The organism is Streptomyces sp. NPDC021224 (genome assembly GCF_044332905.1).
Taxonomy (GTDB): domain Bacteria; phylum Actinomycetota; class Actinomycetes; order Streptomycetales; family Streptomycetaceae; genus Actinacidiphila.
Genome location: NZ_JBIRPW010000002.1, coordinates 483239 through 497920, shown reverse-complemented (window position 1 = coordinate 497920; position 14682 = coordinate 483239). Strand labels below are relative to the sequence as shown.

The window sequence follows — 14682 nt, the reverse complement described above, 5'->3', positions numbered from 1 at the left end:
AGGGGGTCGGCGAGGGCCGATCGCGGGCGGGCACCTACTCGACGAGGGTGCTGAGCGTGTCGAACGCCCGGACGGTGGCCGTGCGCACGTCGTCCCGCACGGAGTCCGGGTCCCGGCCGTCCAGCATCTGCCGTCTGATCTCGGCGACGACGGCCCGGTACGCGCCGGCGATGGCGCCGGCACACAGGTGGGGCAGTGCGTCCTGCGGCGGCGCTGCGGCCCGCTGGACCAGCACCTCGGCGAGAGCCGCTTCGGCCTGCTCGGCGATCTCGCGCGCTCGCGCCAGCAGCGCCGGGCTGTCGTGGACGACCCGCCAGAACGTCGCCGCGTCCGGGCTGAGCCCCAGGTAGGGGTCCGCGCGGTCGATCGCGGCCAGGAGGTCCGCACGGACCGCGTCGGCCGGGCGCACCCCCGCCGGCGCGGTCCGCACCACGGTGGCCAGGTGCTGCTCGACCTCGGAGCGCCGGTCGAAGAACAGGTCCTCCTTGGCGGGGAAGTAGTTGAAGACGGTGTTGACCGAGACCCCCGCCGCTCGCGCCACCTCGGCGACGCTCACCTGATCGAAGCCACGGCCGAAGAACAGCGCCGCCGCGGCGTCGGCGATGGCGGTACGGGTCTGCTGCTTCTTGGCCTCTCGAAGTCCCATGGGGCAATTCTAGTGTGACACCAAACTTGGAGTCACACCAAAAATATGCCTAGGGTGGCCGCCATGACCTTCACCTTCGGCATCTACCCCGGCGCCGCCCTGGGCGGCGAGACCGGCCTGATCGCCCCCGCACGCCCCGACGACCCCCGCCGGATCGCCGACGCGCTCGACACCCTGCAAGGCGACGCCGGCACCTTCCTGGTACGCGCCTACCGGGCCTTCGGCGACCCCGGACTGCCCGACACCCCGGCCGACCCCGCGTCCTACGCCACCCGCGGCCGCGCCCTGGACCTCGTCCTGACCTTCCGCGACCCCCACGGCGACGTCGACGGCTGGCTCGACTTCGTCAGCGAGACCGTCCGCACCGACGGCGCCCACCTGGCGCGGCTCCAGATCGCGGAGGAGCCGAACGCGAACCTGCCGGTCCTCGACGGCAGCACCCCGCACGTGAAGGAAGCCGTGGTGCGCGGCGTGACCGCGGCAAAGCAGGCCGCGCGCCTGGCGGGCCACGACATCGCCGTCGGGTTCAACGCGGTGCCGACCTTCGACCCCGACGACAGCTTCTGGCCCGGCCTCGGCCGCCTGGCCGACGACGCCTTCCACCAGGCCCTGGACTACGTCGGCCTGGACTTCTTCCCCGACGTGTTCCGCCCGCTGCCCGCCGGGCAGCTCCCCGGGGCGGTCGGTGCCGTCCTCGACGGCTTCCGCGGCGACGCCCTCCCGCGCGCCGGCATCGGACCGCGGGTGCCGATCGTGGTCACCGAGACCGGCTGGCCGACCGGTCCGGGCCGCAGCGAGGAACGGCAGGCCGAAGTCGTCGCGGAGGTGGTACGGACCGTCCACGAACGGCGCACGGTCGACAACATCACCGGTTACACCTACTTCGGGCTCCGCGACGCGGACACCTCCGGCCCCGGCCTCTTCCACGGCTTCGGCCTGCTCCGCGACGACTACACCTCGAAACCGGCGTTCGACACCTACCGCCGGCTCGTCGCCGACCTGACAGCCCGGCCGCAGGACGCCAGGAGCTGACGCGGCGTCCAGGGTCTGTCGTGTGGATCTCCGTGGAGGAAGGAGCGGGGTCCGGCGCTCCCCCAGAGCTTCGCCTGGGAGGTACCCCCAGCTGCAAGGCGGAGGAGGGAGGCAACGCGGCGGGGGTCCCCCCATGGCGAAGCCTCTGGGGGAGTTGTCGACCGACGACAACGCCGGGGGCACCTCCCGCCGAAGGCAGGGGGAAGATGTGCGGCCGGGGCACGCGACGCCGCGGAGATCCACACGACAGACCCTAGTGCTCGCGCGGGGCGGGATCGACGGCCCGGGGGGCGGGGACGTACGGGCCCAGCGCGTCGGCCCATGCGCGGACGGCGGAGGGGTCGGCGAGCAGGGCGTCCAGGTCGGCGGCGGCGAGGTCGCGGTGGCCCAGCTCCAGGTTGGCGACCGCGCGCAGCATGACGTGGCCGATGTCGGGCGCGGCGGCGTCGGCCAGGCACGCCTCGGCGTCGGCGAGGGCGTCCGCGGGACGGCCCAGGGTCAGCAGCACCATGGCCCGGTACTCGCGGGCGAGGACGGCGGCGGGGTCGGCGCCGACCGCGGCGTCCAGCTCCACGAGCGCCTCCGCGGGGCGGCCGGTGCGCATGAGGGCGCCGCCGAGCTGGGTGCGGACGTACGCGGCGCGCGGGTGGCCGGGTTCGGCGGCCAGCGCGGCGGCGTAGTCGGGGACGGCGCCGGCCGGGTCGCCGACCGTCCAGCGGGTGTCGCCGCGCCCGGCGTGCAGCAGGAAGCCGCGCAGGCCCAGTTGCTCGGCGCGGTCGTAGTCGGCGAGCGCCTCGTGCGGCCGGCCCGCCTGCCGCCGGGCCCAGGCCCGTACGGCGTGCACGGCGGCGCGCCGTTCGCGGTCCAGGCCGCCGTGTTCCGTCCCGCCGCGTTCCAGGATCACCGTCAGAGCCCGGGCGGCCAGGCCCGCGTCGGAGGTCTCCGCGTCCCGGCCGGGGCCCTGCTCCCCCGCGTACACCGCGGCGAGCGCGGCCGCCCACGCGGCGAGCGCCGGGGCCTCGGTGTCCTCGGCGGCGTCGGTGAGCATGCGCGTCCAGCGGCGGGCGGTCCCGGGGCCCGCGGTGCAGGCGCGGGCGAGGTCGAGGAGGGCGCCGGGGAGGGCGCCGCGCGGGTCGGCGCACAGGCGGTGGTAGGTCTCGTGCATCCGCTGGGTGCGCCAGGCCGCGTCGGCCCACAGCTCGCCGACGGCGCGGCCGCGTTCCTCGCGGGCGCGCCAGCCGCCGTACGCGGCGGCGAGCCGCTCGTGCCCGTCGCGCCAGCGCTGCGGGGAGCGGGTGCGGCGCAGCCGGAGCATCTGGGCGCGCACGACGCCGTGGTAGCGGGCGCGGCCGCCGTGCTCGGTGACGAAGGGCAGCCCGCGCAGCCAGTCGTAGCGCCCGGCGGCCTGCGGCGCGTCGGCGGCCACGGCGGTGCGGAAGACGTCCTCGTCGAGTTCCAGCGGCAGTGCGGCGGCGAGCACCGCGGCGCGGCCGTCCGGGTCGGGCTCCCAGGCGAGGAAGCGTTCGACGGCGGTGTCGGCGGGGTCGCCGACCGCGTCCGGGTGGCCGGGGCGGCTCGCGGCGAGGGCGCCGACGAGCACCGGCAGTCCGTCGGTGAGCCGCAGCACGGCCGCGACGACGGCCTCGTCGGTGACGCCGCGGGCGGCGAGCAGTTGCCGTGACTCGTCCTCGGTGAAGGGCGCGAGCGGCAGTTCGGTGACGAGGTCGAGGTGGTCGGCCCACACCGCCGGGTCGGGGGCGCGCTGTCCGGCGAGGGTGACGACGACGGTCGCGGGCAGCGCCCCGTACCGCCCCTCGACGAACAGGTCGCGCACCCAGCGGTCCAGTACCGGGCCGGTGCGCTCGTAGGTGTCGAAGAAGAGGGTGAGCCAGGGCGCGTGGGCCGCGGCGGCGGCGAGGTCGGCGGTCAGGACCGGGCTCAGGACGGCGACCGGGTCGAGGACGAGCCGCAGGTCGCGCTCGTCGCGGAAGCGGGCGCCGAGCAGGCCGCGTAACCGGTCGACGCCCTGCGCGACCTGTGCCGGGTCCATCGCCCCGGCCAGCGCGCCCATGCCGGGCAGCAGGCCGAGTCCGGCGAGACCGGCGTGCGCGGCGAGCGTGCCGGCCACCGAGGGCGCCTGCTCGCCCGCGGCCAGCGACTCCGCCTCCTGGCGCAACTGCCGGTGCAGGGCCAGCAGTTTGCCGGTGGCCTTGAGCGGGCGGCCCTGGTCGGCGAGCCGCGCGCAGACCGCCTCCATGGCGGCGGGCACGGTCGTGGCCGCCTCGTCGACGGTCGCGGTGAGCGCCCCGCGGTCGCGGGCGGCGCGCTCCCACCGCTCCAGCAGCGTGGTCTTGCCGACGCCGCCGGGGCCGTGGACGTGGAAGAGGAAGGTGTGCGCGGGGTCGGCGGGGTCGGTGCCGAGGTTGCCGGTGAAGGCCGCCATCTCGGCGTGCCGGCCGACGAAGGCGCCACGACGGCGGCGCGCCAGCTGCTCCTGCAGCGACAGCTGCCCGCCCTCGACGGCCATGCCCGGCTCCTTCCCGCGGCCAGGGCCCGCGGAACCGCGGGCGGTTGCGTCCGGTGCGGCCGGCGGCACCCGGTGGGGTGCGCCGGCGTCAGTCGCCCAGCACGGGCAGCAGTTCGGGCAGATGGCCGTCGGAGGCGCGTCCGGCCGCGATGCGCTCGGCGGGCACCTCACCGTACAGCGTGCCGCGCTGCCGGGCGGGACGCCCGGCGGCGGCGGCGATGGCGGTCAGGTCGCGGATGGAGCGGTAGGAGCCGTAACCGGAGCCCGCCATACGGGAGATGGTCTCCTCCATGAGCGTGCCGCCCAGGTCGTTGGCGCCCGAACGGAGCATCTCGGCCGCGCCGTCCGCGCCGAGCTTGACCCAGCTGGTCTGGATGTTGGTGATGTGCGGGTGCAGCAGCAGCCGGGCCATCGCGGTGACGGCCCGGTTGTCGCGGGCGGTGGGGCCGGGGCGGGCGATGCCGGCCAGGTAGACGGGCGCGTTGGTGTGGATGAAGGGCAGCGTCACGAACTCGGTGAAGCCGCCGGTGCGCTGCTGGATCTCGGCGAGCAGCCGCAGGTGGCCGAGCCAGTGGTGGGGCTGGTCCACATGCCCGTACATCATGGTGGAGGAGGAGCGGATGCCCAGTTCGTGGGCGGTGCTGACGACCTCGATCCAGGTGGCGGTGGGCAGCTTGCCCTTGGTGAGGACCCAGCGCACCTCGTCGTCGAGGATCTCGGCGGCGGTGCCGGGGATGGAGTCCAGGCCCGCCTCCTTGGCGGCGGCCAGCCACTCGCGGATCGGCATACCGGTGCGCGTCGCGCCGTTGACGACCTCCATCGGCGAGAAGGCGTGCAGGTGGATGCCGGGGACGCGGGCCTTCACGGCGCGCGCGATGTCGAAGTAGGCGGTGCCGGGCAGATCCGGATGGATGCCGCCCTGCATGCACACCTCCGTGGCGCCGACCTGCCACGCCTGCTCGACCCGGTCGGCGACCTGGTCCAGGGAGAGGGTGTAGGCGTCGGCGTCGGTGCGGCGCTGTGCGAAGGCGCAGAAGCGGCAGCCGGTGTAGCAGACGTTGGTGAAGTTGATGTTGCGTGTCACGACGTAGGTGACGTCGTCGCCGACGGTGTCGCGGCGCAGCTCGTCGGCGATGCGGCACAGCGCGTCCAGGGCCGGTCCGTCGGCGTGCAGCAGGGCGAGCGCCTGGGCGTCGGTGAGCTTCGTCGGATCGTCGGCGGCGGTGGACAGCGCGGCGCGCACGTCGGCGTCGACCCGGTCGGGGACGAGGCCGGGGGCGGCCAGCTCGCGCACCTCCGCCCAGTCGCCGTAGACCTCGTCGAAGTCGTCGCGGCGGTCGCCGGTACGGCCCTCGGTGTCGATCGTGCGGTGCAGGTCGGTGCGTCCGGTGCCGCCCGCGGCGGGGAAGGCGTCGTCCGGCTCCTGCCAGGGGCGGCCCTCGACGGCGACGTCCGTACGGGCCAGGCCCGTCTGCGGATCGGCGAGCGCCGTGACGTGCGGGAGCAGCCGCGGATCCAGCCAGGGCTCGCCGCGGCGGACGAACTCCGGGTAGATGGTGAGGCGTTCGCGCAGCTCGAAGCCCGCCTCCCGGGTGCGCGCGGCCAGGTCGTCGATGTGCGGCCAGGGGCGCTCGGGGTTGACGTGGTCGGGCGTCAGCGGGGAGACGCCGCCCCAGTCGTCGATGCCGGCGGCGATGAAGCGCGCGTACTCGCCGTCCACCAGGTTCGGCGGGGCCTGGATGCGGGCGGCGGGGCCCAGCACGACCCGGGCGACCGCGATGGCCGCGGCCAGCTCCTCCAGCTCGGCGTCCGGCATGCCGCGCATCGCCGTGTCCGGCTTGGCGCGGAAGTTCTGGACGATGACCTCCTGCACGCCGTGGTAGCGGCGGGCGGTGCGGCGGATCGCGAACAGCGCGTCGGCGCGCTCCTCGTACGTCTCGCCGATGCCGATGAGGACGCCGGTGGTGAAGGGCACGTTGGAGCGCCCGGCGTCCTCCAGGACGCGCAGCCGCACGGCCGGCTCCTTGTCGGGCGAGCCGAAGTGCGGGCCGCCGCGCTCGGACCACAGCCGCGTCGCGGTCGTCTCCAGCATCATGCCCATGGACGGCGCGACGGGCTTGAGCCGCTGCAGATCCTGCCAGCTCAGCACCCCGGGGTTGAGGTGCGGCAGCAGGCCCGTCTCCTCCAGCACGCGGATCGCCATGGCGCGCACATACGCGAGCGTGTCGTCGTACCCGTGCGCGTCCAGCCACTCGCGGGCCTCGGGCCAGCGGTCCTCCGGGCGGTCGCCGAGCGTGAACAGCGCCTCCTTGCAGCCCATTTCGGCGCCGCGCCGGGCGATGTCCAGGACCTCGTCCGGCGAGAGGTACATCCCGTGGCCCTCGCGCCGCAGCTTGCCGGGCACGGTGACGAAGGTGCAGTAGTGGCAGGTGTCCCGGCACAGCCGTGTGAGCGGTATGAAGACCTTGCGGGAGTACGTGACGACGCCGGGCCGGCCCGCCTGCGCGAGCCCCGCGTCCCGGATCCGGGCGGCCGTCGCGGACAGCCGCTCCAGCTCCGCGCCGCGCGCCTGGAGCAGTACGGCGGCCTCCCCCGTGTCGAGGGCGACCCCTTGCTCCGCGCGGTGCAGGGCGCGGCGCATGGCGCTCGCGGTGGGCGGCGCACTGGCGGTGGGCGGCGTCGAACTCATCCCCCGAGCATAGGTCGCCCCACCGACAACGGGCGGACGCGTCACGCCGTGGTGCTGTCGCCATTCTCACCCGACACGCGGGCGCCCGGCGGGAATAGCCGCGCGATCCGGCGGGGGCGGGCGCGACGCCGGGCACGGCGGACGGCAGACGGCGGACGGCGGGGCGAAGCGGCGGGGCGCGTCGGCCCGCGCCTTGCGGCGCGGTACGTGTCCGGTCCGCGAAGATCGTCCTGGTGCGCCGGACGGGACGGCCGCGGCGTACGGGTAGAACGGAAGAACGGGAAGGCGGGTGCAACTGCCGTGTCCACGCCCCACTCCGGGTCCGGGCCGGGCGAAGGGTCCTCCGGGCGACGGCCCGGTACGGAGGCGCCCGCGGGCGCGTCCGCCGTCACGTCCGCGGACCCGTCGCGCTTCCAGCGGTCCGAGACGGCACGGGCCGAGGCCTTCAGCGACGGCGTGTTCGCCATCGCCGCGACGATCCTGGTGATCGGCCTGGTCACGCCGCCGCACCCGGAGGGCGGCCTGGCGCACGCGCTCGGCCGGCAATGGCCCGCGTATGTCGGCTATGTGGCGTCCTTCAGCTACATCGCGGTGATCTGGCTCAACCACCACCAGGCGTTCGTGCGGGTCCGGACGATGAACCGGGGTCTGCACGCGGCGAATCTGCTCGTCCTGTTCACCACCGCCTCGCTCGCCTTCCCCACCGACGTGCTGGCCGACGCGGTGCAGGCCGACGTGTCGGGCGCGGACGCGAAGGCGGCCGTGGCGCTCTACGCGGGGATCGCCGCGGGCCTGTGCCTGAGCTGGGTCGCCCTCTACCACCGGCTGTACCGCTGCCCCGGCCTCCTGGAGCCGGGCGTGGAACCCGGTTACGTCCGCCAGGGCATCGTCCGCTCGGTCATCGGCGCCCTCGTCTACTGCCTGGCCGGGGCGCTGGGCTGGCTGGTGACCCCGCTGATCGCCCTGGCCGGGTTCGCCCTGCTGCCCGCCTTCTACTTCGCGACGAGCGAGGGCATGCCGCGCGCGGCCGCCGAGGCGCACTCCTGACACCCCGCGGTGGCCGGCGGGGCGACCCGCGCCGACCGGCCGTCAGCCGCGGCAGGGCCCGTCCGTGACGGACCCCCTGCCGTCCGCCTCCAGCGGGACCGTGGCGCACACCTGCTTGCCGCTCTTCTCCTCGGTCACGGTCACATGCCCGTTGCCGGCGAAGGAGCCGCCCGGTTCGACCGTGTAGCCGGGCCGGACGGCGAGGACGTTGCCGCTCGTCAGCACCGCGTCGCGCGGGAAGGGTGTGCACGGCGGCGGCGCCCATGTGTAGCCCCCGCCAGGCTTGGAGCTGTCGGGGTAGAAGTAGGTCGGGGTCTCCGCGGTGTCGCAGTCCTGGGCGGCCCGCACGGCGTCGTCGATGACGTGCTGCCCGGCGTCGCGCAGGCCGTCGCGCCGGTGCCCGGTCTGGACGGTGTGGAGGAGCAGTCCGAGCAGGCCCAGCACGCCGAGCGTCGTGCCGAGCCCGATCAGCCAGCTGCGCCGGGAGCCGTCGCCCCCGCGGGGTCCGTCGCCGTCGAAGGCGAGCGCGCTCAGCCCCGCGACGAGCACCCCGACGACGAGCAGGAGCGCGGCGACCCCGACCGGGAAGGGCCCCGGGGGGTGGTTGTTCTGGACCGGTAACGGCTGTGCGAGCACCATCGTGAAGCCCCGTCCTGTCCGCGGGGCGGCCCCGGTGTGCCTCCCCCCGCGCACTGGGACGTCAGTCGACGCAGAACTCGTTCCCCTCGATGTCGAGCATCGGCAGGCACGACTCGTTGTACTCGTCGGCGACCAGCAGTTCCAGCCGGGTGGCGCCGAGCGCGACCAGCCGCGCGGCCTCCGCCTCCAGTGCGGCGACCCGCTCCTCCCCCACGAGCCCGGTGCCGACGCGGACGTCGAGGTGCACCCGGTTCTTGACGACCTTGCCCTCGGGCACCCGCTGGAAGTACAGCCGCGGCCCCACCCCGGTGGGGTCCTGGCACGCGAACCCGGTGCCCTGCCGCTCCGGCGGCAGCGACCGCTCGTAGTCCGCCCAGTCGTCGAAGCCCTCGGGCGCGGGCGGCACCTCGTACCCCAGCACCTCGCACCAGAAGCGGGCGACGCGTTCGGGGTCGGCGCAGTCGAAGGTGACCTGGACTTTTCTGATCGTCGGCATCGGCGCACCCTAGCAGCGGTGCCTCAGCACCGGCGCCTGCTTTTCGCCCGCCCGGCTCAGACCCGGTCCAGCCACAGCACGATGCCCGTCAGGTCGTTGAGCACCGCCGCGACCCCCGCCCGTACGGCCGCGTCGCACCGCCGCGGGGTGAAGGAGGCCGGGTCGTACGTCGAGGACATCCCCAGGCCCTCGCCCCGGAAGGACGCGCCGGACCAGTCCGCCGCCGTGACGTTCGCGGTCGGTTCGGCCAGTTCCGCGCCCACCACCAGGAACTGCTGGGAGAGGTGGTTGGGCGTCACGGCGGCCAGCGGGTCGATCAGGTCGTTTCCGGCGCTGACGATCAGGTCGGGGTGCATGTCCATCGCCTCGGTGACGGCGGCGAGCAGGCCGGGCCCCTCGTGCGCGGTCACCGTCCGCAGCGCCACGTGCTCCTCGGCCGCCCACCGCCGGACCGCCGCCGCCAGCGCGGCCGTCGGGCCGTCGCTGCCCGCGGTGAGCAGCACGACCCGGTAGCCGTCCGAAGGGCCGACGCCCTCCCACGAGCCCGGTTCGGGGGTGACCGTGGCCTCCGGGGCGGGCGGGTGGGCGCGGTCGACGAAGCCGGCGCCGAGCGTGCCGACCGCGGACGGCCTGGCGCGCGGCTTCGACCAGTCGTCACCGGCGCCGCATCCGGCGGCCGTCAGGGCGGCCGCCGCGGTGACCGCGACCAGCGCGGCGACGGCCGGAAACGGGGAGCGCGACACGTTCGTCCTCCGAAGCAGTAGCGGGGATACGGCGCCATCCTGCTATGCGCAAGGGCGTGGAATTCACCCCCGGCCGACCATTCCCGCCCTTGTTTTTTCAGCGTTCACCATCGCGCGGCGATCCGTTCACCCGGCGCGTGCACGGTGCGCTCGCAAGGCAAAGGAGCAGCAAAAGGAGAACAGTGCCATCCCGAATACGACGCGGCGTCGTCACCACCCTCGCCGCCGCAGCGGCTGCCGTCACCGCCCTCCTGGGCCTGGCCCAGCCCGCGGCCGCCCACGGCTTCAGCTCGGTGGTCTACGCCGACGTCACCGGCGGCGACGACGGCCTGCTGCACACGAAGCTGGAGCTGGAGTACGACCTGTTCGTCGTCTCCGCCGCCGACGCCGGGCACGACGACGCGCTCTTCCGCGCGGGCACCGCCGCCTTCGAGTCCGGCGACTCCGCCTCCAGGGCCGCGGCCCTGGACGCCCACCGCGAGACGGCCCTCGGCTACGTCCGCGACCGCTTCTCCGTCAGCTCCCGGGGCCGCGCCTGCGTCCCGGAGCAGTCCGGGGACTTCCGCACGGGCCGCCGCCAGGGCGTCCCGTACGCGGTCGTGCTGCTCGACTGGACGTGCCCGGAGCGGGGCACCGACCACGAAGTGCGCAGCGGGCTCTTCCCCGACGCGGAGACGTACGTCACCGGCACCCGCACGATCGTCACCTACGCCGTGGACGGCCGTACCGGCAGCGCCGCGCTGGACGCCGCACACCCGGTCTTCTCCACGCATCAGGCCTGGTACGAGCGGTTCTGGGAGTTCTTCCACCTGGGCACCGAGCACCTGCTCACCGGCACCGACCACATCCTCTTCCTGCTGGCGCTCATCGCCGGTTCGCGGCGGCTGCGCGAGGTGGTGCTCGCCGCCACCAGCTTCACCCTGGCGCACTCGGCGACGCTGCTGCTCGCCGCGCTCGGCGTGGTGGACGTGCCGTCGGCGGTGGTGGAGCCGGTCATCGCGCTGTCCATCACGGTGGTCGCGGGCTGGCACCTGTGGCGGCTGTGGCGGCGGCGCGCCGGGGCGGACGAGCCGGCGCGGGCGGACGGCGGGCGGTTCGGCCTGGACCGCGCGGGGCGGTTGCGACTCGGGGTGGTCTTCTGCTTCGGGCTGGTGCACGGCCTGGGCTTCGCGGGGGCGCTCGGCATCGACAGCGCCTTCTCCTGGACGCTGCTGTGGTCGCTGCTGGTGTTCAACGTCGGCATCGAGGCGGTCCAGCTGGGTCTGATCGCCCTCGTCTTCCCGGTGCTCGTGCTGCTGCGGCGGCGGGCGCCCGTCGCGGGGCGGTGGGCGACCGGGGCGATCGCGGCAGGCGTGTTCGTCATGGGACTCGTGTGGTTCCTGCAGCGCATTCTCGCCCCCTGATTCCTCGTCAGTATTTTTTTGCCCATGACAAAGTTTAGTTATTGCAAAGACCTTGTTTAGTAGTGGTTTACCTGGCGCTGACAGCTTGACGGTCCCCACTTCCGGTACATCCGTACGCAGAAGGAACAGAGAACTGATGAATTCGAGACCCTCGACACGGGCCGCCGCGCCCGTGCGACGCCGCGCGGCCACGACGGCCACCGCGGTGCTCCTGGGCCTGACCGTGGCGCTGGGCGGCACCCTCGCGTCACCCGCCGCCGCCGCGGAGCCCACCGCGATCACCGGCGTCGTCCTCGGCGTGGGCGCCGACGAGACCCAGCGCACCGTCAGCTGGTACACCTCGGCCGACACCGCGCAGCAGATCCAGGTCGCCCCGACCGCCTCGGTCGTGAACGGCGTCTTCCCGTCCGGCGCCGCGACCTTCGCCGCCACCGGCACGGCCAACATCGCCACCAGCGGCGGCTTCAACCGCCACGCGACGATCACCGGCCTGAAGGAGAAGACGGCCTACTCCTACCGCGTCGGCGGCGAGGGCGGCTGGTCGGCCACGTACGCCTTCACGACGCAGGACTTCGAGGGCGACTACGACTTCCTGTTCTTCGGCGACCCGCAGATCGGCTCGTCCGGCGACACCGCCAAGGACGGCGCGGGCTGGAAGGACACCCTCGACGTCGCCCTGGCGGCCAACCCGGCCGCCGAACTGCTGGTGTCCGGCGGCGACCAGGTCGAGAGCGCCAACACCGAGTCCCAGTGGGACGCCTTCCTGGCCCCCGACAAGCTGCGCCAGTACCCGTGGGCCGCCACCATCGGCAACCACGACGTCGGCGGCAAGGCCTACGAGCAGCACTTCGCCACCCCGAACACCGACAACTCCGGCGCCTACTACTCCAACGGCAACCCGGCGTCCAACACCTCGGGCGGCGACTACTGGTACATCTACAAGGACGTGCTGTTCATCGACCTGAACAGCAACAGCTACGCCACCTCGCAGGGCGGCGGCGGCGACGCGGCGCACATCGCCTACGTCACCGACGTCATCGACAAGCACGGCTCCGAGGCGAAGTGGAAGGTGCTGACCTACCACCACTCGATCTACTCACCGGCCGACCACGCCAAGGACTCCGACAACAAGGCCCGGCGGGTCGACTTCCCGACCACCTTCTCGAAGCTCGGCGTGGACCTGGTCCTGCAGGGCCACGACCACAGCTACTCGCGCAGCTACGAGATCAGGAACGGCCAGAAGGCCAACCCGGACGAGAAGCCGGGCGAGGCCCAGCTCTACCCGGGCCCCGGCGGCGTCGTCTACGTGACGGCCAACTCCGCCTCGGGCTCGAAGTACTACGACATCACCAAGCCCGACAGCAGCGGCACGAGCGGCGCCGGCAACGGCGCGGACCCGCTGAACCCGGACAGCTACTGGTACAACTCGGTCCAGAACCAGGAGCACGTCCGGACCTACGTCAAGGTCCAGGTCCGCAACGACCGGCTCGTCGTCCAGAACGTCCGCAGCGGCACCTGCGCCGCCCCCAACGCGGCCGTGGAGAAGGGCAACTGGTGCACCAACACCGGCCAGGCCCAGCCCGTCGGCTCGATCGTCGACGACTTCACCGTGCACAACTACCACGGTGACGGCCAGGACATCCAGGTCAACGTGCCGAACGCCGCCCCGGGCGAGTTCGGCTGGACGATCGACGGCAACAACGGCCTGGTCGACCTCGGCACCGCCGTCGAGAAGGGCGGCGACCACTTCGAGGCGAACGGCAGGATCAACACGATCTCCGTGTCGGACACCCGCCGCTCGCTGGCGCCCTGGTCGATCTCCGCGGCCGTCAGCGACTTCCACGACGGCGGCAAGTCGTTCTCCGGCTCCTACCTCGGCTGGTCCCCGCGGGTGACGCAGTCGGGCGCGGGCGCGCAGGCCGGCGGCACGGTCGCCTCCGGCTTCACCGACCAGGGCAAGGGCCTGTCGGTCCCGCAGGGCCTCGGCTCCGCGGGCCAGGGCCACGCCCGCGGTACGGCGAAGCTCGGCGCCGACCTCAGCCTCAAGATCCCGGACAGCGTCGAGAAGGGCAACTACCAGGCCACGCTCACGCTCACCGCGCTCAGCAGCTGAGCGGCCGCCCGTCCTGCTGACCGGCCGAACCGGCCGAACCTGCTGAACCGGCTGGATTTGGCCGAACCAGCCGAACCGGCCGACCGGCCGACCCCACCGGGCGGGGCGGGTGCCCCCGGGCGCCCGCCCCGCCCTCCCCGCGCCAGGAGATCCCCGCATGCACGCCATCCCCCCGGACCGCCCGGCCCCCGCCCGCGCCACCGCCCGCGCCACCGTCACCGCCCGTCCCCGTACCCGCGCCGTCACCGTCGTCCTGGCGCTGCTCGCCGCCGTCGCGGCCACCCTCGCGGGCCCCGGCTCGGGCGCCGCGCGGGCCGCGGGCGGCGACGTCAGCTGGACGGTCAGGACGGCGTCCAACTCCTACGGCTCCGACCGCTCCAGCTTCGGCTACAGCGTCAACCCCGGCGGCACGGTCGAGGACACCATGACCGTCGCCAACCACGGCACGCGGCCGCTCACGCTCTCCGTCTACGCCGCCGACGGCTTCACCACCGCCACCGGGCAGCTGGACCTGCTCACCCGCGACAGGAAGTCCACCGGCGTCGGCGCCTGGACCCGCCCCGGGCACGACAGCCTCACCGTCGCGCCGGGGAAGACGGCCGACGTGCCCTTCACCCTCGCCGTCCCCGCGGGCGCCGCGCCCGGCGACTACGTGGGCGGCATCCTCACCTCGCTCGAGCAGCCCGACGCCGGACAGGGCATCACCGTCGACCGCCGCCTGGGCATCAAGATCGCGCTGCGGGTCGGCGGCGCGCTGCGACCGGCCCTGAAGGTCGAGGATCTGCGCGTCGGCTACAGCGGCACCGCGAACCCCTTCGGCAGCGGTGACGCGAGCGTCACGTACACGATCCGCAACACCGGCAACGCCACCTTGTCGGCGCGCCAGGCGGTCTCCGTCTCCGGCCCCTTCGGGTGGTTCACGGCCGGGGCGAAGAGCGTCGCCGCGCCGCCCGCGCTGCTGCCCGGCGAGACCTGGAAGGTCGAGGTGCCCGTCCACGGAGTGACCCCCGGCGTCCGGCTGGCCGCCACCGTGACCCTGACCCCGCTGCTGACCGACGCCTCCGGCTCCACCTCCGCCCTGAAGCCCGTCCGGGCGACCGCCCACGGCTGGGCCGTCCCCTGGACCCTGGCCCTGACGGCGCTGCTCCTGGCCGTGGCCGCGGCCGCCGCGGTGCTGCTGTTCCGCCGCGCCCGCGTCCGCGCCGCCCGGCGCGAGGACGCCCGGGTACGGGAGGCCGTCGAGCGGACGCTGCGGGAGCACGAGTCGTCCCTGTGACCGGTGGGGTTCGGGGGACGGCCCACCGGGGACAAGAGGTTCGTCACCCGGGCGTCACCCGGGGGAGGGAG

General features: G+C 74.3%; 11 protein-coding genes. 5 read left to right on the top strand and 6 right to left on the bottom strand.

Features of this window, described 5'->3' with window-relative positions:
* Positions 1-34: 34 nt before the first annotated feature.
* Positions 35-646: a TetR/AcrR family transcriptional regulator gene (locus tag ACH4PY_RS07265; protein WP_398176887.1), complete on the bottom strand. Its 612-nt coding sequence runs from the start codon at positions 644-646 to the stop codon at positions 35-37.
* Between the two features lie 63 nt (positions 647-709).
* On the opposite strand from ACH4PY_RS07265, the gene ACH4PY_RS07260 reads away from it, so the two are divergent.
* On the top strand, positions 710-1678 hold the full coding sequence (locus ACH4PY_RS07260) for a hypothetical protein (protein WP_398176885.1): 969 nt from the start codon (positions 710-712) through the stop codon (positions 1676-1678).
* A gap of 253 nt (positions 1679-1931) precedes the next feature.
* On the opposite strand, the gene ACH4PY_RS07255 is transcribed toward ACH4PY_RS07260, so the two are convergent.
* Both ACH4PY_RS07255 and ACH4PY_RS07250 read right to left on the bottom strand, forming a co-directional pair.
* Positions 1932-4205 carry a tetratricopeptide repeat protein gene (locus ACH4PY_RS07255; RefSeq protein ID WP_398176883.1) on the bottom strand — a complete coding sequence of 758 codons (2274 nt, stop codon included), beginning with the start codon at positions 4203-4205 and terminating at the stop codon, positions 1932-1934.
* Positions 4206-4293: 88 nt separating this feature from the next.
* Positions 4294-6894 carry a bifunctional FO biosynthesis protein CofGH gene (locus ACH4PY_RS07250; protein ID WP_398176881.1) on the bottom strand — a complete coding sequence of 867 codons (2601 nt, stop codon included), beginning with the start codon at positions 6892-6894 and terminating at the stop codon, positions 4294-4296.
* A 300-nt stretch (positions 6895-7194) separates the two neighbouring features.
* Between ACH4PY_RS07250 and ACH4PY_RS07245 the strand changes: the two genes are divergently transcribed.
* The gene (locus ACH4PY_RS07245) at positions 7195-7941 is read left to right on the top strand and encodes a TMEM175 family protein (RefSeq protein ID WP_398176879.1); all 747 of its coding nucleotides are present in this window, start codon (positions 7195-7197) and stop codon (positions 7939-7941) included.
* Positions 7942-7983: 42 nt separating this feature from the next.
* On the opposite strand, the gene ACH4PY_RS07240 is transcribed toward ACH4PY_RS07245, so the two are convergent.
* The 3 genes from ACH4PY_RS07240 to ACH4PY_RS07230 form a co-directional block, all read right to left on the bottom strand.
* The gene (locus tag ACH4PY_RS07240; protein ID WP_398176877.1) at positions 7984-8580 is read right to left on the bottom strand and encodes a hypothetical protein; all 597 of its coding nucleotides are present in this window, start codon (positions 8578-8580) and stop codon (positions 7984-7986) included.
* Between the two features lie 61 nt (positions 8581-8641).
* Entirely contained in the window at positions 8642-9076 is a 435-nt protein-coding gene (locus ACH4PY_RS07235) for a VOC family protein (protein ID WP_398176875.1), read from the bottom strand.
* 56 nt (positions 9077-9132) lie between these two features.
* Positions 9133-9819, bottom strand: a complete 687-nt coding sequence (locus tag ACH4PY_RS07230) for a hypothetical protein (RefSeq protein WP_398176873.1) — start codon at positions 9817-9819, stop codon at positions 9133-9135.
* 182 nt (positions 9820-10001) lie between these two features.
* On the opposite strand from ACH4PY_RS07230, the gene ACH4PY_RS07225 reads away from it, so the two are divergent.
* The 3 genes from ACH4PY_RS07225 to ACH4PY_RS07215 all read left to right on the top strand — a co-directional run bounded on the left by ACH4PY_RS07225 (position 10002) and on the right by ACH4PY_RS07215 (position 14611).
* On the top strand, positions 10002-11222 hold the full coding sequence (locus ACH4PY_RS07225; RefSeq protein WP_398176871.1) for a HupE/UreJ family protein: 1221 nt from the start codon (positions 10002-10004) through the stop codon (positions 11220-11222).
* Between the two features lie 136 nt (positions 11223-11358).
* Positions 11359-13335: a fibronectin type III domain-containing protein gene (locus tag ACH4PY_RS07220; RefSeq protein ID WP_398176869.1), complete on the top strand. Its 1977-nt coding sequence runs from the start codon at positions 11359-11361 to the stop codon at positions 13333-13335.
* Positions 13336-13492: 157 nt separating this feature from the next.
* Positions 13493-14611: a WxL protein peptidoglycan domain-containing protein gene (locus ACH4PY_RS07215; protein ID WP_398176867.1), complete on the top strand. Its 1119-nt coding sequence runs from the start codon at positions 13493-13495 to the stop codon at positions 14609-14611.
* The last annotated feature ends 71 nt before the right edge of the window (positions 14612-14682 follow it).

Coding starts and splice junctions, on each gene's coding strand:
- ACH4PY_RS07215 (WP_398176867.1), top strand. CDS start 13,493: ATGCACGCCATCCCCCCGGACCGCCCGGCCCCCGCCCGCGCCACCGCC.
- ACH4PY_RS07235 (WP_398176875.1), bottom strand. CDS start 9,076: ATGCCGACGATCAGAAAAGTCCAGGTCACCTTCGACTGCGCCGACCCC.
- ACH4PY_RS07265 (WP_398176887.1), bottom strand. CDS start 646: ATGGGACTTCGAGAGGCCAAGAAGCAGCAGACCCGTACCGCCATCGCC.
- ACH4PY_RS07260 (WP_398176885.1), top strand. CDS start 710: ATGACCTTCACCTTCGGCATCTACCCCGGCGCCGCCCTGGGCGGCGAG.
- ACH4PY_RS07240 (WP_398176877.1), bottom strand. CDS start 8,580: ATGGTGCTCGCACAGCCGTTACCGGTCCAGAACAACCACCCCCCGGGG.
- ACH4PY_RS07250 (WP_398176881.1), bottom strand. CDS start 6,894: ATGAGTTCGACGCCGCCCACCGCCAGTGCGCCGCCCACCGCGAGCGCC.
- ACH4PY_RS07220 (WP_398176869.1), top strand. CDS start 11,359: ATGAATTCGAGACCCTCGACACGGGCCGCCGCGCCCGTGCGACGCCGC.
- ACH4PY_RS07255 (WP_398176883.1), bottom strand. CDS start 4,205: ATGGCCGTCGAGGGCGGGCAGCTGTCGCTGCAGGAGCAGCTGGCGCGC.